Annotated in this window: 16 protein-coding genes; 8 read left to right on the forward strand and 8 right to left on the reverse strand. The window is 67.9% G+C overall.

Features of this window, described 5'->3' with window-relative positions; genetic code table 11:
- Nucleotides 1–288: 288 nt before the first annotated feature.
- Genes zapD through AC1M14_RS24160 form a run of 3 tightly spaced genes read right to left on the reverse strand, consistent with a single transcriptional unit; the run spans nucleotide 289 to nucleotide 2,605 of the window.
- Nucleotides 289–1,041 (reverse strand): cell division protein ZapD, encoded by a 753-nt coding sequence (zapD, locus tag AC1M14_RS24150; RefSeq protein WP_209166927.1) that lies wholly within the window; start codon nucleotides 1,039–1,041, stop codon nucleotides 289–291.
- 42 nt (nucleotides 1,042–1,083) lie between these two features.
- A complete protein-coding gene (gene coaE / locus AC1M14_RS24155) occupies nucleotides 1,084–1,731 on the reverse strand; it encodes a dephospho-CoA kinase (RefSeq protein WP_479730572.1) in 648 nt (215 codons plus the stop codon).
- 25 nt (nucleotides 1,732–1,756) lie between these two features.
- On the reverse strand, nucleotides 1,757–2,605 hold the full coding sequence (locus AC1M14_RS24160) for a prepilin peptidase (RefSeq protein ID WP_479730573.1): 849 nt from the start codon (nucleotides 2,603–2,605) through the stop codon (nucleotides 1,757–1,759).
- A gap of 193 nt (nucleotides 2,606–2,798) precedes the next feature.
- On the opposite strand from AC1M14_RS24160, the gene AC1M14_RS24165 reads away from it, so the two are divergent.
- Nucleotides 2,799–3,575: a copper resistance protein NlpE N-terminal domain-containing protein gene (locus tag AC1M14_RS24165; protein WP_479730574.1), complete on the forward strand. Its 777-nt coding sequence runs from the start codon at nucleotides 2,799–2,801 to the stop codon at nucleotides 3,573–3,575.
- Between the two features lie 86 nt (nucleotides 3,576–3,661).
- On the opposite strand, the gene AC1M14_RS24170 is transcribed toward AC1M14_RS24165, so the two are convergent.
- The 4 genes from AC1M14_RS24170 to AC1M14_RS24185 form a co-directional block, all read right to left on the reverse strand.
- Nucleotides 3,662–3,985 carry a response regulator transcription factor gene (locus tag AC1M14_RS24170; RefSeq protein ID WP_479730575.1) on the reverse strand — a complete coding sequence of 108 codons (324 nt, stop codon included), beginning with the start codon at nucleotides 3,983–3,985 and terminating at the stop codon, nucleotides 3,662–3,664.
- A gap of 112 nt (nucleotides 3,986–4,097) precedes the next feature.
- Nucleotides 4,098–4,952 carry a pantoate--beta-alanine ligase gene (gene panC / locus AC1M14_RS24175; RefSeq protein WP_102775698.1) on the reverse strand — a complete coding sequence of 285 codons (855 nt, stop codon included), beginning with the start codon at nucleotides 4,950–4,952 and terminating at the stop codon, nucleotides 4,098–4,100.
- Between the two features lie 36 nt (nucleotides 4,953–4,988).
- Nucleotides 4,989–5,876 carry a segregation and condensation protein A gene (locus AC1M14_RS24180; RefSeq protein ID WP_102775697.1) on the reverse strand — a complete coding sequence of 296 codons (888 nt, stop codon included), beginning with the start codon at nucleotides 5,874–5,876 and terminating at the stop codon, nucleotides 4,989–4,991.
- A gap of 16 nt (nucleotides 5,877–5,892) precedes the next feature.
- Nucleotides 5,893–6,081, reverse strand: coding sequence for a DUF3460 family protein (locus AC1M14_RS24185; protein ID WP_102775696.1), 189 nt, complete (start codon nucleotides 6,079–6,081; stop codon nucleotides 5,893–5,895).
- Between the two features lie 97 nt (nucleotides 6,082–6,178).
- Between AC1M14_RS24185 and AC1M14_RS24190 the strand changes: the two genes are divergently transcribed.
- The 5 genes from AC1M14_RS24190 to AC1M14_RS24210 all read left to right on the forward strand — a co-directional run bounded on the left by AC1M14_RS24190 (nucleotide 6,179) and on the right by AC1M14_RS24210 (nucleotide 12,905).
- On the forward strand, nucleotides 6,179–7,633 hold the full coding sequence (locus AC1M14_RS24190; protein WP_111826777.1) for an MFS transporter: 1,455 nt from the start codon (nucleotides 6,179–6,181) through the stop codon (nucleotides 7,631–7,633).
- Nucleotides 7,620–9,146: a glycerol kinase GlpK gene (glpK, locus tag AC1M14_RS24195; protein WP_479730576.1), complete on the forward strand. Its 1,527-nt coding sequence runs from the start codon at nucleotides 7,620–7,622 to the stop codon at nucleotides 9,144–9,146. The genes AC1M14_RS24190 and glpK overlap by 14 nt, the downstream gene beginning before the upstream one ends.
- Nucleotides 9,147–9,605: 459 nt before the next feature.
- On the forward strand, nucleotides 9,606–10,541 hold the full coding sequence (locus AC1M14_RS24200) for a 3-hydroxyacyl-CoA dehydrogenase family protein (protein WP_111826778.1): 936 nt from the start codon (nucleotides 9,606–9,608) through the stop codon (nucleotides 10,539–10,541).
- 130 nt (nucleotides 10,542–10,671) lie between these two features.
- Nucleotides 10,672–12,012 (forward strand): short-chain fatty acid transporter, encoded by a 1,341-nt coding sequence (locus tag AC1M14_RS24205; RefSeq protein WP_111826779.1) that lies wholly within the window; start codon nucleotides 10,672–10,674, stop codon nucleotides 12,010–12,012.
- Nucleotides 12,013–12,176: 164 nt separating this feature from the next.
- Entirely contained in the window at nucleotides 12,177–12,905 is a 729-nt protein-coding gene (locus AC1M14_RS24210) for an SDR family oxidoreductase (protein WP_209166924.1), read from the forward strand.
- Nucleotides 12,906–12,952: 47 nt separating this feature from the next.
- Here the strand turns inward: AC1M14_RS24210 and AC1M14_RS24215 are convergent, their stop codons facing one another.
- A complete protein-coding gene (locus AC1M14_RS24215) occupies nucleotides 12,953–13,735 on the reverse strand; it encodes an IclR family transcriptional regulator (protein WP_102775690.1) in 783 nt (260 codons plus the stop codon).
- 151 nt (nucleotides 13,736–13,886) lie between these two features.
- Between AC1M14_RS24215 and AC1M14_RS24220 the strand changes: the two genes are divergently transcribed.
- Both AC1M14_RS24220 and AC1M14_RS24225 read left to right on the forward strand, forming a co-directional pair.
- Nucleotides 13,887–14,576, forward strand: coding sequence for a 3-oxoacid CoA-transferase subunit A (locus AC1M14_RS24220; protein ID WP_102775689.1), 690 nt, complete (start codon nucleotides 13,887–13,889; stop codon nucleotides 14,574–14,576).
- A complete protein-coding gene (locus AC1M14_RS24225; RefSeq protein WP_102775688.1) occupies nucleotides 14,573–15,217 on the forward strand; it encodes a 3-oxoacid CoA-transferase subunit B in 645 nt (214 codons plus the stop codon). Before AC1M14_RS24220 ends, AC1M14_RS24225 begins: the two co-directional genes overlap by 4 nt.
- Nucleotides 15,218–15,242: the final 25 nt, after the last annotated feature.

Raw genomic sequence — 15,242 nt, forward strand, 5'->3', positions numbered from 1 at the left:
ATCGCGTAGTCCAGCACCGGGAGCGGCGGTTGAAACTCCCCGCAACAGGTAATGGGGGGGTGGGTGGGTCCCTCCTGCGTACCGGGGGGCTACGTGGGTTCTGCGTAGGATGGGTGTAGCGCGAGAATTCTTGGGCAAGCACTCAATTGCCCATCGCGCGTAACCCATCGGCCGGCGGCAGCCGGGTGTTTGTCTCTTGCCACGAAAAGCGGCGGCTGGCGCCGCCTGATGGGTGTCGCGCGCTGGAGAGCCGGGTTCTTGCTCAGATGCGCTCGCGCTTTACCCATCCTACGAGTTGCACAACGTCATCTGGAACCCCACGTCGCGGGCCACCTGCTGGGGCTTGAATTCGCCATCCTGCGTGGAAAAACGTATCCAGATCATGTACTTATTGGCGCTGATCTCGGGAAATACGCCGTGGGCGGGGTCCACCCACACACGCAGCAGCTGGAACTGCTTGCCGCCCAGCATCTGCTGGTAGGCGCCCTGCTCGGCCACGATGTCGGTCTTGCGGCCGGATTCGCGCAGCAGGCGCAGCGCCAGGGTCAGGCCGTCGTAGAGGGGAATGAAGGGCGCGATCCAGGATTGCAGGTCGGCGCAGCGGGCCGCCTCGGGCTTGTTCTGCCAGGCGAAATACGAAGGCATGTCGACCTGCGTGGCGTTGCCGGGCATGGACAGCCGCCCACGCAGGCTGGTGAGCCATTCGTTCTCGCGCAGGGGCTGGCCGGTCTTGCCGGGCACGGCCAGCGCGCCGGTGACCTTTTCCATTTCGCGCAGCATGGATTCCAGCGCGTCCTGCGCCACGCCGGGATGGTCGCGCAGGCCGACCAGCGCCAGGCGCTGGCGTTCCAGGTCCTGCAGCAAGGCGCCCTTGACGTCGGTGCGTTCGCAGGCGTCGAGCAGATCGAACAAGGCGGTGACGGCGACCTGGTGCAGTCGTGAATCCCCCTCGCGTGCAAAGAAGAACAACCTGTCGAACAGGAATTCCAGCCGCAGATAAGCGCGGATACGCTCGTTGAAGGGATATTCGTAAACAATCACGCTTTTTTACAGGCCCATCTGTGGTTGGCCGGCAGGCCAATGTTATTCAGGGGTGCCGGCCTGGCCCAGGGCTTGCCGGTCTGTCGTGCCCGCCAGCGCCAGCCAGCGGTCGTGCAGGGTCTTCGCCTGCGCGCGCAGTTGCTCGGGCGTGGTGGCGCCATCGTTGACGATGACGTCGTCGGCGGCTTCCAGCCGGCTTGCGCGCGCAGCCTGTGCTGCCATGATACGCCTGATGGCTGGCTCCGTCAGCCCGCTGCGCGCGCGCACGCGGGCCACCTGCGCCTCGGGATCGCAATCCACCACGCAGATGCGATCCAGGCGCGCGCGCCAGCGCGGCAGCGACTCCACCAGCAAGGGCACGACGAAGACCAGATACGATCCGGCGGCCGCGGCGGCCTGGCGTTCGGTCTCCTGGCCGATGGCCGGATGCATGATGGCTTCCAGCCGCAGCCGCACCTGCGGATCGGAGAACGCCTGCTCGCGCATCCATGCGCGGTCCAGCGCACCGTCGGCCGTCAGCGCCCGCGGGCCGAATTCGCGTTCGATCGCCGGCATGGCCGCGCCCTGCGGCGCGGTCAGCATGTGCGCGATCTCGTCGGTATCGACCACCGACGCGCCCCACTGCGCAAGCATGTCCGCCACGCGGGTCTTGCCCGATCCGATACCGCCAGTCAGTCCTATCTTGTACATGCCGCTCGTCCCATCGTGTCGCGTACTAGCCCAGCCATTGCCACAGCCCCTGCGGCCCGCCCGCCAGCAGCGTCGCGATGCCGGCCAGCGCCAGATAAGGGCCGAAGGGCAGCGGCTGTCCGCGGCTGGCGCGTCCACTCAGCGTCAGCGCGCCGCCGATCAGCACGCCCAGCAGCGACGCGCCCAGCAGCAGCATCGGCAGGGTCTCGATGCCGAACCATGCGCCCAGGGCGGCCAGCAGCTTGAAGTCGCCATGGCCCATGCCTTCGCGCCCGGTCAGCAGGCGGAATATATGAAAGATAACCCACAGGAACACGTAGCCCGCGACCGCGCCGGCCACCGCCATCTGCACGCTGGTGTAGGCGTCGAACAGATTGGCCAGCAGGCCCGCCCACAGCAGCGGCTGCGTCAGCGCATCGGGCAGCAGCGTCGATTCGAAATCGATCCAGGCCAGCGCCACCAGCGTGGCCGACAGGCCCATCGCGCACAGCGCCGGCGGCGTGGCGCCGAAGCGCCAGGCGCAGGCGGCGAACAGCGCGCAGGTCAGCAGTTCAATGGCCGGGTAGCGCCAGCCTATCGCGGTTCCGCAGGCGGCGCAGCGTCCGCGCAGCAGCAGCCAGCCCAGCAGCGGCGCACGGCGCCAGCCCGTCACCGGCGCGGCGCAGGCCGGGCAGTGCGACGCCGGCGACCACAGGCCGTAGCGGCTTTCGGTGCGCGCCTGGCCGGCCGCCTCCTGGCAGTGCGCCTGCCACTCCTGCTCCATCATGCGCGGCAGCCGGTGCGTCAGCAGCGTCAGCCAGTTGCCCACGGCCAGGCCCGCCAGCGCCGCCAGGACGATGAACAGGCCCGGGGGCAGGTCGAAGACGTAGCGCATCGCCGTCATCCGAAGCGCGCGCCGGCGACGTGCGCGATCGGGCCCGGGACGCGATGTAGAACCGGCCGGCGGCGGCCATGTCGTAATTTGTGCATAAAGTGCGGAATACACCCAGGAGCGGCTAGGGCAACGTATCGAATCTTCGCATAAGTGCGTAAAATCGGAGACAGACTCAATTCACGGATAAGCTGCCATGACCGCGCGCGTCGACAACATTGTTACCCGCTCCCGCAAACTAAGCGTCATGGGGCTGCTGCTGGCGGGCACCGCCATAGGCGCGGCGGGCTGCGCCCAGCAGAAGACCGAGGGCTATTACGACCCGCCCGCGGAAAGCACCGTGACCGACGCGCAGTACCAGGGCTCCGGCGCCGGCTACCGCACCGTGATCCGCGCGCCTTCGCAGGTGCAGATCGCGCTCAAGCCGGATGCCCGCAAGCCGCAGAACCAGGCCCAGCAAGCGGCCGCGGCAGGCGCGGAAACCACCGAAGACGGCCAGGCCGTACCCGAGCACGCCGAGGGCGGTGGCGGTAGCGCCGGCGCAGCGACCGCCGCGCCCGCGCCGGCGCCCAATGCCGCCGCGCACAGCCTGGTGCCGCAACCCCAGACCTACATGGGCACGCTGCCGTGCTTCTCGCCCGTCATGCAGTGCACGGCGCAGCGCGTGACGCTGACGCTGGCGCCCAACGGCCGCTGGCGCGGCCGCACCGCCTACCTGGAGAACGATCCCCAGAAGGGCCAGCCAGTGGCCGAACAAGGCTGCTGGGACGCCACCGACGAACGCCCGCCGCGCGTCATCCTGATGGACGGCCAGGGCAACGCCCGCGTCGAGTTCGTGGTGGCCGCCAACAACGTGCTGCGCGTGCGCTCCATCGCCGGCCAGACGCCGAACCTGAACTACAACCTGACCCGCCAGCCGGACCTGGACCCCATCGACGAGCTGGCCAAGGCCGCCGCGCCCAAGTGCCCCTGAGCACCGCGCGCGCTTGAATCCATGCCTGGCATCGGGCCCGGCGAACGCCTCGTTCGCCGGGCCCGATGTTTTTGAGCGCGCAGGCATCATGGCTTGGCCGGTGCGTATCGGGGCGAGGGCTGTTCATGCAGGGTGACGGCCCCGCCGTGCGGATCGCCCTCCGGCATGAGCGGCACGGGCGAGGCGCCCGAACGCCGGTGGGCGCACAGCCGGCAGGCCAGTTGCATGGCGTTGCGGGCGCGGAGCTTGGTGAAGATGCGGGCGCGATGGGCTTCGACGGTGCGCAGCGAAATGCCCAGGTCGATGGCGATGACCTTGTTCGGGCTGCCCGCCGCCACGTAGGCGACGATCTGGCGTTCGCGCGGGGTCAGGATGGCGAGGACGTCGTCCAGGTCGGGGCGGGGCTGCATGGGGCTTGTCTCCTGCAAAGTAGATTTGCATCGAGTCTGCCCCGCCGCGCCAGCCGCCGGAAGCTGGCAATTCTGTCAGGGTGGACATAAACGCCCCCCCCCTGCCCGGGCCTCAGGCCGTGTAGACCAGTTCCAGATTGTCGATCAGGCGGGTGGCGCCGAGTTTGGCGGCGGCCAGCGCCACCACCGGCTCGCCGGCCTGCAGGTCGGCGGCTTCGGGGCGCTTCAGGTCGCGCTGGCGGCGCAGCGCCACGTAGTCCACCTGCCAGCCGCGCCGGGTCAGGCCGTCGATGGCTTCGCGCTCCAGCGCGGCGGCGTCGCGCTCGCCCTGGGCCAGGCGCTGGCCCAGCTGCTGCAGGGCGGCGTACAGGGCCGGCGCCTCGGCGCGGTCGGCCTCGCTCAGGTAGCGGTTGCGCGAGGACAGCGCCAGGCCGTCCTCGGCGCGCACGGTTTCGTGCGCCAGCACTTCCACCGGCAGCTGGAACTGGCGGCACATGTTGCGCACCACCATGAGCTGCTGGTAGTCCTTCTTGCCGAACACGGCCACGCGCGGTTGCACGCAGGAAAACAGCTTCAGCACCACGGTGCTCACGCCCGCGAAGAAGCCGGGACGGAATTCGCCTTCGAGGATGTCGCCCAGGTCGTCGGGCGGCTGCACGCGGAAATTCTGCGGCTCGGGATACATTTCGCGCTCGTTGGGCGCGAACAGCACGTAGACGTCGCGCTCGCGTTCGAGTTTCTCGATGTCGGCGGCCAGCGTGCGCGGATACTGGTCGAAGTCTTCGTTGGGACCGAACTGCAGGCGGTTGACGAAGATGCTGGCCACCACCGGATCGCCATGCTGGCGCGCGAGCTTCATCAGCGCCAGGTGGCCTTCGTGCAGGTTGCCCATGGTGGGCACGAACGATACGCGGTTCTGTCCGCGCAGGTGGTCGCGCAATTCCTGGATGGTGTGTACGACTTTCAAGGGGAGTCTCCGGAAGTAGGAACGCGCAGCCCGGCCTCAGGCCGCGACCGCCGCCACGCTGGTATAGGCCAGGCGCACGTAGATGGGCGCGTAGGGTTCCGCCTGCGTGATCTCGAGCAGGGATTCGCGGGCCAGTTCCAGCATGGCGATGAAATGCACCACGACCACCGCCGCGGGCGCGCCTTCGCGGATACGCTCCATGAAGAGGTCGCCGAACTCCATGAAGCGCACGTCGTTCAGGCGCCGCAGGATGTGCGTCATGTGGTCGCGCACCGACAGCTGTTCGCGCGTGATGTGGTGGTGCTGGTTCAGCTTGGCCCGCTTCATGATGTCGGCCCAGGCCGCGCGCAGGTCGTCCACGCTGACTTCGGGCAGCATGCGCTCGACGCTCAGGTCTGCCACCGCCTGGCTGCTGACGAAGTCGCGGCCGAGCTGCGGCATCCGGTCGAGCTTCTGGGCCGCCAGCTTCATCTGCTCGTATTCGAGCAGGCGGCGCACCAGTTCGGCGCGCGGGTCCTCGGGCTCTTCGCCGGTGTCGGTCTTCTTGACCGGCAGCAGCATGCGCGACTTGATCTCGATGAGCATCGCCGCCATCAGCAGGTATTCGGCGGCCAGCTCCAGGTTGTGGATGCGGATCTGCTCGACGTACGAGAGGTATTGCCGGGTGACATCCGCCATCGGGATGTCCAGCACGTTGAAGTTCTGCTTGCGGATCAGGTAGAGCAGCAGGTCCAGCGGCCCTTCGAACGCCTCCAGGAAGACCTCCAGCGCATCCGGCGGGATGTACAGGTCGGTCGGCATCTGGAACAGCGGCTCGCCGTACAGGCGCGCGAACGCCACGCTGTCTACCGTGTCGGGGGTGCTGTCGACGGGCGGTTCCACTAGCGCGGCCAGGGCGTCGCCCGGGAAAGCGTTCTGGGCCATGGTTGCCGCAAGGGGCTCAGTCGGCCTGGTATACGTACGGCTTCTGCGGCACGCGGCCGGCGCGGAAGGCCTCCAGCAGCTCCGGGTCCTGCGGTTTGTCCCAAAGACGGGCGCGGCCCTCGCGCTGGCGCTCTTCGGTGCCGGGATGCGACTGCTTGTAGTCTTTCAGGAAACGGGTGATCTCGGATTCGTAGTTGGTCGCCATGACGCCAATTTCAGTGGGTTTCGGATGAGGGGAGTTTACTTCACGACGGCCCCTCCCCCGGCGTTACAATCTGGGGGCCCCCTACGTATCCTCGCCCATGTCCGCAGAATCCGCCGCCGCCGCCCATCCCGCTCCCTCACTCACCCCGGAAGCGATGCGCGCGGCACGCATGATTCCCTTCATCGTCGGCTGCGCGCTGTTCATGCAGATGCTGGACGCCACGGTGGTCGCCACGGCCCTGCCGGCGATGGCGCGGGCCCTGGGCTCGACCCCGGTGCGGCTGAACGTGGCCATCACCTCCTACCTGCTGTCGGTGGCCGTGTTCGTGCCCGTCAGCGGCTGGGCGGCCGACCGCTACGGCGCGCGGCGCGTGTTCGTGGCGGCCATCGGCCTGTTCACCCTGAGCTCCGTGGCCTGCGCCCTGTCGCAGGACCTGCCGCAGCTGGTGGCGGCCCGCGTCGTCCAGGGCATGGCCGGCGCGATGATGGTGCCGGTGGGGCGCATCATCCTGCTGCGCACCGTGCCCAAGCAGGACTTGCTCAAGGCCATGTCCTTCCTGTCCATCCCCGCCCTGCTGGGGCCGGTGATCGGGCCGCCGCTGGGCGGCTTCATGGTCACCTATATGTCGTGGCACTGGATCTTCCTGATCAACATTCCCATCGGCATCCTGGGCATTTTCCTGGTGCTGCGCTACGTGGAGGAAATCCGCGTGGAAGGCGCCCCGCGCCTGGACTGGCCGGGCTTTCTGCTCAGCGCCATCTGCCTGGCGACGCTGGTCAGCGGCTTCGAGGCGATCGGCCGCGACGTGATGCCGCTGCCCATGCTGCTGGGCCTGATCGCCACCGGCCTGGCCTGCGGCCTGCTCTACGGCTGGCACGCGCGCCGGGCGCCCCATCCCATCATCGATCTGTCCCTGATGCGGATACCGACCTTCGCCATCGCCACCCTGGGCGGCAATCTGTGCCGCTTCGCCGTGGGCGCCACGCCGTTTCTGCTGGCCATGCTGCTGCAGGTGGGCTTCGGCCTGTCGCCGTTCTCGGCCGGGCTGATCACCTTCGCCAGCGCCGCGGGCGCGCTGCTGATGAAGTTCGTCGCCACCCCCATCGTGCAGCACTTCGGATTTCGTCGGGTATTGACCGTCAACGCGCTGCTGACCGGCATTTTCATCGTGGTCTGCGGCGCCTTCACGCCCGCCACGCCGGTCTGGCTGATGATCGCCGTGCTGCTGGTGGGCGGGTTTTTCCGCTCGCTGCAGTTCACGGGGGTAAATACGCTAACCTATGCCGACATTCCCCCGACCCAGATGAGCCGCGCCAGCAGTTTCGCCGCCATGGCGCAGCAGCTCGGCATCAGCCTGGGCGTGGGCGTGGCGGCGGTCACGCTGAACATCAGCATGGCCCTGCGCGGCGCCGAGACGCTGGCGATACGGGACGTGGTCGCGGGCTTCATCGTCATCGGCGTGCTGTGCATGGCCTCGGTCTTCTCATTTGGACGCCTCGACCCGCTGGCCGGGGCTCACCTGAACGGCGCAAAGAATCGTGACGACGAATGAATTTGTCCTGGCCCTGGACCAGGGAACCACCAGCTCCCGGGCCATCGTGTTCGACCGCGAAGGCGTGGTGCGCGGCGTAGGCCAGCGCGAATTCCGCCAGCACTATCCCCGTCCGGGCTGGGTCGAGCACGACGCCGGCGAAATCTGGCAGAGCCAGCTGGACGTGGCCCGCGAGGCCTTGCGCAACGCCGGCGCGGCCGCGGCCGACATCGCCGCCCTCGGCATCACCAACCAGCGCGAAACCACGCTGATCTGGGAACGCACCACCGGCCGGCCGCTGGCCCGCGCCATCGTCTGGCAGGACCGCCGCACCGCGCCCATGTGCGACCAGCTGCGCCAGGACGGCCACGCCGATTTCCTGCAATCGCGCACCGGCCTGGTGGTGGACGCCTATTTCTCGGGCACCAAGCTGGCCTGGCTGCTGGACCACGTGCCCGGCGCGCGCCAGCTCGCCGAGCGCGGCGAACTGGCCTTCGGCACCGTCGACACCTGGCTGGTGTGGCAGCTCACCGGCGGCGCGGTCCACAGCACCGACCCCAGCAACGCCTCGCGCACCATGCTGTTCGACCTGCATACCCAGGACTGGAGCGACGACATCCTGGCGCTGCTCAAGATCCCGCGCAGCGTGCTGCCACGGATCGCCCCCAGCAGCGCCGTGGTGGGCGACACCCTGCCCGAATGGCTGGGCGGCGCCATCCCCATCGCCGGCGTGGCGGGCGACCAGCAGGCCGCCACCTTCGGCCAGGCCTGCTACAGGCCGGGCATGGCCAAGAACACCTACGGCACCGGCTGCTTCATGCTGATGAACGTGGGCGGGCAGCCCGTGCAGTCGCGCAACAACCTGCTGTCGACCGTGGGCTGGGGCCTGCCGCGCGACGGCGGCGGCTGGCAGCCCACCTACATGCTCGAAGGCGGGGTGTTCGTGGCCGGCGCGGCGGTGCAGTGGCTGCGCGACGGCCTGGGCATCATCCAGCGCTCCGAGGAGATCGAGGCGCTGGCCGCCAGCGTGTCCAGCACGGACGACGTCTTCATGGTGCCGGCCTTCGCCGGCCTGGGCGCGCCGCATTGGGACCCCTACGCGCGCGGCACCCTGGTGGGCCTGACCCGCGGCACCACCCGCGCCCACATCGCGCGCGCCACCCTCGAATCCATCGCCCTGCAAAGCGCCGAACTGCTGACCTGCATGAACGCCGACAGCGGCATCGCCCTGACCGAGCTGCGCGTCGACGGCGGCGCGGCCCGCAACGACCTGCTGATGCAGATGCAGGCCGACCTGCTGGGCGTGCCGGTCGTGCGCCCCCGCGTGCCCGAATCCACCGCGCTGGGCGCGGCCGGCCTGGCCGGCCTGGCCGTGGGCTTCTGGTCCGGCCAGGACGAATTCGCGTCCAAGTGGCAGGCCGAACGCACGTTCGAACCGAGCTGGCCCGCGTCCGTACGCGAAGCGCGGATGGCGCGCTGGCGGCAGGCGGTGGAGCTGTCCAAGGGCTGGTCCAACAGCGCCGGGCCAGGCTGATCGTGGACGGGGCGTAGGATGGGCGCAGCGCGAGAGCCCATAAGCAAGAACTCAAATATCGAACGCGCGTAACCCATCAGGCGGCGCCAGCCGCCGCTTTTCGTGGCAAGAGACAAAGCCGGCTTGCGCTTCGTGGCAAGAGATAAAGCCGGCTCTCGCCGGCCGATGGGTTACGCGCGTTCGGCGTCCGGCTTCTTACCCGGGAGGTGCCGCGCTGCACCCATCCTACGTTCCCACGCCCCGTCCACCAGCCGGACACCCAAAATCCCTGATTTGTCCGCCCCCCGCGACATTTAGTACTATCGTTTTCATTAATTCTATATACGCACAAATGTTCGTATCTAGAACATAACGATTTTTCTGGCCAGGCGCACAGGAAGGCACACCCGGAAGAGACGGCAATCCCTGGTTCCGCGCGTGCCCGCCGCAAGCCCGGCGAGTCAGCCCGAGCGAACCATCATGGATACTCCCCTCAAAAATCTCGCCATCGTCGGCGCAGGCGCCATGGGCAGCGGCATCGCGGCCCTGTTCGCCTCGAAGGGACTGAACATCGTCCTCATCGACCCGGTCGAAGGCGCGCTGGAGCGCGCGCTCAAGACGATAGACCGCCAACTGAACGTCTACGCGCCCGGCCGGGTCCAGGAAACCATGCAGCGCATCCAGTTGTCGCCCGGCCTGGAAGCGGCCTGCAACAGCGACCTGGTGATCGAGGCCGTACCCGAAAACCTCGAGCTCAAGCGCGACCTGTTCGCCCGGCTCGACGCGCTGTGCCCGGCGCACACCCTTTTCGCCACCAATACCTCCGGCCTGTCCATCAACGCCATCGCCACCGCCGTGCTGCGGCGCGACCGCTTCGTGGGCACGCACTTCTTCACCCCCGCCGACGTGATTCCGCTGGTGGAGGTGGTGCGCAACGACGCCACGTCCGACGAGACGGTGGCGCGCGTCATGGCCACGCTGCGCCACGCCGGCAAGCGGCCGGTGCTGGTGCGCCAGGACATTCCCGGCTTCATCGCCAACCGCATCCAGCACGCGCTGGCGCGCGAAGCCATTTCGCTGCTGGAAAAAGGCGTCGCCAGCGCGGAGGACATCGACGAAGTGGTCAAGTGGAGCCTGGGCATCCGGCTTGCGCTGTCCGGCCCGCTGGAGCAGCGCGACATGAACGGCATCGACGTGCATTACGCCATCGCCAGCTACCTCTACAAGGATCTCGACAACCGCACCGAGCCCTCGGCGCTTTTGAAGAGCAAGGTCGAAAGCGGGCAGATCGGCGCCAAGAGCGGCCAGGGTTTCTACACCTGGAGCCCGGAGCGCCGCGAACGCGTGCTGCGCGAGAAGAGCGCGGCGCTCGGAGAACTGGCCGCCTGGCTCAACGCCCGGGCCGACGACGCCTGAGGCCGGCGCATACCCATTACTACATAAGGCGCGGAGCCTGCCGCTACCGCGCCGTCGGGCCCCAAGGCCCCGCCACACAAAGAAAACCGATCACAGAAAACCAGCCTTACCGGAGTTCGTTGGAGGCACCATGAATAAACTGGCTTCATTTTTCACGGAGCTGATGCGCAAGTATCTGCCCGATCCCTTTGTCTTCGCCATCGCGCTGACCCTGCTTACCGTACTGCTGGCCATGGGGGTCGAAGGCAAGGGCCTGGGCGACATCACCCGCGCCTGGGGCAACGGCTTCTGGAGCCTGCTGGCCTTCACCACCCAGATGGCGGTGATCCTGGCGATGGGCTATGTGCTGGCCACCGCCCCGCTGACCGACCGCATGCTCAACCGCATCGTCAGCCACGTGCACAAGCCGCACACCGCCATCATCGTGGCGACGCTGGTCGGCGGCATCGGCAGCTACCTGAACTGGGGCTTCGGCCTGGTCATCGGCGGCATCGTCGCCAAGAAGCTGGCCTTGAAGGTCAAGGGCGTGCACTACCCGCTGATCATCGCCGCCGCGTACAGCGGCTTCACCATGTACGGCCTGGGCCTGTCGGCCAGCATCCCGGTGCTGGTGGCCACGCCCAACCATCCCACCGCCAAGCAGATGGGCACCATCCCGCTGTCGGAAACGATTTTCTCGATGCCCATGCTGATCACCAGCCTGGTCATCATCGTCACGCTGCCGCTGCTCAACGCCTGGCTGCATCCGAAAAAGGGCGAGAAGGTCATCGAGGTCGATCCCGCGATCGACCGCGACACCACCGCCGCCAACGCCGCCGAAGACCTGCTGGAAAAGGGCACGCTGGCCTCGCGCCTGAACAACAGCCGCCTGCTGAGCCTGCTGATCGGCGCGCTGGGCGTGGCCTACGTGGTGTTCCACTTCATGGACGGCGGCTCGCTGGACCTGAACCTGATCAACTTCATCATCCTGTTCCTGGGCATCATCCTGCTGGGCACGCCGGCCGCCTACGTGGCCAAGCTGACCGAAGGCATCAAGACGATTTCCGGCATCATCCTGCAATACCCGTTCTACGCCGGCATCATGGCCATCATGGCCGCCTCGGGGCTGGTCACCACGATTTCCGCGGTCTTCGTCGACGTGGCCACGCCCGAGACGCTGCCGTTCTGGGGCCTGATCAGTTCTTTCGTCATCAACTTCTTCGCGCCGTCGGCCGGCGGCCACTGGGTCATCCAGGGTCCGTTCATGATCGACGCCGCCAAGGAAATCGGCAGCGCCCTGAACCAGACCACCATGGCCGTCATGCTGGGCAACGCCTGGAACGACCTGGTGCAGCCCTTCTGGATTCTGCCGGCGCTGGCGCTGTCCAAGCTGAAACTGCGCGATGTTATGGGCTATACCGTCATCATGATGCTGTGGGTCGGCGTGATCCACATCACGGCCGTCCTCCTCTGGGGCTATCTGACCCATTGAGCCACCTGGATGAGCCCCCCGTACGCGCTGACGCGCGCCCCCCAGGGGGCGACACCTGCAGACCGGCGGAGCCGGATCTGGCGGTGTCCCCGATCGGGGGAGGTTGCAATGCATCGGAACGACGACGTTCCAGCGAAGTTTTAAAGTTGGCATAGGGAAACGATATGAGCAAACCTACCGCGTATCTCGTGACCGGCGGCAGCGCCGGGATCGGGGCGGCCATCATCCGCATGCTGCTCGATGCCGGCCACAAGGTCGTCAACATCGACTACAAGCTGCCCGAGAATCCGCCCGCCGGGCTGGTGTCGTACCAGGCCGACCTGACCGACGAAGCGCGCACCAAGGCGGTGGCCAAGGAAGTGACCGACGCCTACGACATCGTCGGGCTGGTGAACAACGCGGGCGCGACGCGCCCGGGCTCGGCCGACACCGCCACGCTGGCGGACCTGGACTATGTGGTCAACCTGCACCTGCGCACGGCGCTGATCCTGGTGCAGGCGGTGCTGCCGGCCATGCGCGCGGCCGGCTTCGGGCGCATCGTCAACATGGCCTCGCGCGCGGCGCTGGGCAAGCCCGACCGCGTGGTCTATTCGGCCACCAAGGCGGGCCTGCTGGGCCTGACGCGCACGCTGGCCATGGAGCTGGGCGGCGACGGCATCACGGTCAACGCCATCGGCCCCGGCCCCATCGCCACCGAACTGTTCACCAAGAGCAATCCCGCCGGCGCCCCGCAGACCGAGCGCATCATCAAGAGCATCGTGGTCAAGCGCCTGGGCACGCCCGAAGACGTGGCGCGCGCGGCGATGTTCTTCCTGTCGCCGGACAACGGCTTCGTCACCGGCCAGACGCTGTACGTCTGCGGCGGCACGACGCTGGGCGTCGCGCCCGTCTGAGGCCCGCCATGCGCACGCCGTCCTTCCTCCCGTCCTGCCTGCGCCGCCTAGCGGCGCAGCAGGGCGTGGTTGATCTGGTCGGCGGCGCGGCGCAGCGGCGGCAGGAACGCCGCCAGCATTTCCTGGCGCGAATAGCGGTTGGCATGGCCGCTGACGTTCATCGCGGCGATCACGCGGCCGCTGCGGTCCATGATGGGCACGGCCACCGATTGCAGGCCCGGCTCCAGTTCCTGCGCCACGCAGGCGTAGCCGTCGGCGCGCACGCCGGCCAGCACGCGCTTGAGCGCGTCGATGCCGGTGATGGTGTGCGGCGTATAGGTCCGGATCTGGCTCATCGCCAGCACCCGGTCCAGCTCCGGTTCCGTCAGGCCGGCCAGCAGCACGCGGCCCATGGACGTGACCCAGGCGGGCAGGCGGCTGCCCACCGCCAGGTTGATGGTCATCACCTTGTGGGTGGACAGGCGCAGGATATAGACGATGTCCGCGCCCTCCAGCACCGACACGGAGCAGGATTCGCGGGTCTCTTCGGCCACCTCTTCCATGTAGGGCAGCGCCAGATTCCACAGCGGCGTGCCGGACAGGTAGGCGTAGCCCAGCTCCAGGATGCGCGGGGTGAGCGAGAACTTGCGGTCGTCCACGGTCACGTAGCCCAGGTGCTCCAGCGTCAGCAGGATGCGGCGCGCGCCGGCGCGCGTCAGGCCGGTCACCGCCGCCACCTCGGACAGCGTCATCTGCGAACGCTCGGGGCCGAAGGCCCGGATCACGGACAGGCCGCGCGCAAAGGATTGAACGTAGCTGTCGCTGGGTTGCTGGGTGATTTGCTCGGCCATCCGTCTACCGCGAAGAGAAACGTTGCCCTGGTCGGCAACCCTGTACCGGGGCGGCGCAGCATTGCCATCCCCCATGAAATCAATGTTCTTCTGAAGAACGAAAGTTCTAATTGAGAACAAATTATGACACGCCACCTTATGAGCGAACACCATGATCTCTAAACTCGTTGCAAGCGCTGCGGACGCCCTCGCCGACGTCCCCGACGGCGCCACCGTCATGATCGGCGGCTTCGGCACCGCCGGCCAGCCCATGGAACTGATCGACGCGCTGCTCGAACAGGGCGCCAAGGATCTGGTCATCATCAACAACAACGCGGGCAACGGCACCACCGGCCTGGCCGCCCTCCTGGGCGCGAACCGCGTGCGCAAAATCATCTGCTCGTTCCCGCGCCAGGTGGACTCGCAGATCTTCGACGGCCTGTACCGCAGCGGCAAGATCGAGCTGGAACTGGTGCCGCAGGGCAACCTGGCCGAGCGCATCCGCGCCGCCGGCGCCGGCATCGGCGCGTTCTTCTCGCCCACCGGCTACGGCACCCCGCTGGCCGACGGCAAGGAAACCCGGGAAATCAACGGCCGCCAGTATGTGCTGGAATATCCGCTGCATGCCGACTACGCGCTCATCAAGGCCGAGCGCGGCGACCGCTGGGGCAACCTGGTGTACCGCAAGACGGCCCGCAACTTCGGCCCCATCATGGCCAGCGCCGCGCGCGTGGCCGTGGCCCAGGTGCGCGAAGTGGTGGAACTGGGCGAACTGGACCCCGAAACCGTCGTGACCCCCGGCATCTTCGTCAAGCGCGTCGTGCAGATCGATGCCCGCCCCGCCCCCAAGGAGCAGCAATGAGCACCAAACTGACCCGCGACCAGATCGCCGCCCGCGTCGCCCGGGACATCCCCGAAGGCGCCTACGTCAACCTCGGCATCGGCCTGCCCACGCTGGTGGCCAACCACCTGCCGGCCGACCGCGAAGTCATCCTGCACACCGAGAACGGCATGCTGGGCATGGGCCCCGCGCCGGCCAAGGGCGAGGAAGACTATGACCTGATCAACGCCGGCAAGCAGCCCGTGACCGAGCTGCCCGGCTGCTCCTTCTTCCACCACGCCGACTCGTTCGCGATGATGCGCGGCGGCCACCTGGACATCTGCGTGCTGGGCGCCTTCCAGGTGTCGCAGCACGGCGACCTGGCCAACTGGCACACCGGCGCGCCCGACGCCATCCCCGCCGTGGGCGGCGCGATGGACCTGGCCATCGGCGCCAAGGACGTGTTCGTGATGATGGAGCTGCAGACCCGCGACGGCCAGAGCAAGCTGGTCGAAGCCTGCACCTATCCGCTGACCGGCGTGCGCTGCGTGTCGCGCGTCTACACCGACGTGGCGGTGTTCGACATCGGCGCCGACGGCGTGACCGTCACCGACATGTTCGGCGGCACCACCGCCGACGAGCTGCTGCGCCTGACCGGCCTGCCGCTGAAGTTTTCCAACTGAGTTTCGAAGCGCCGCCTCGGTCCCG

Source organism: Achromobacter sp. SX5 (assembly GCF_056711425.1).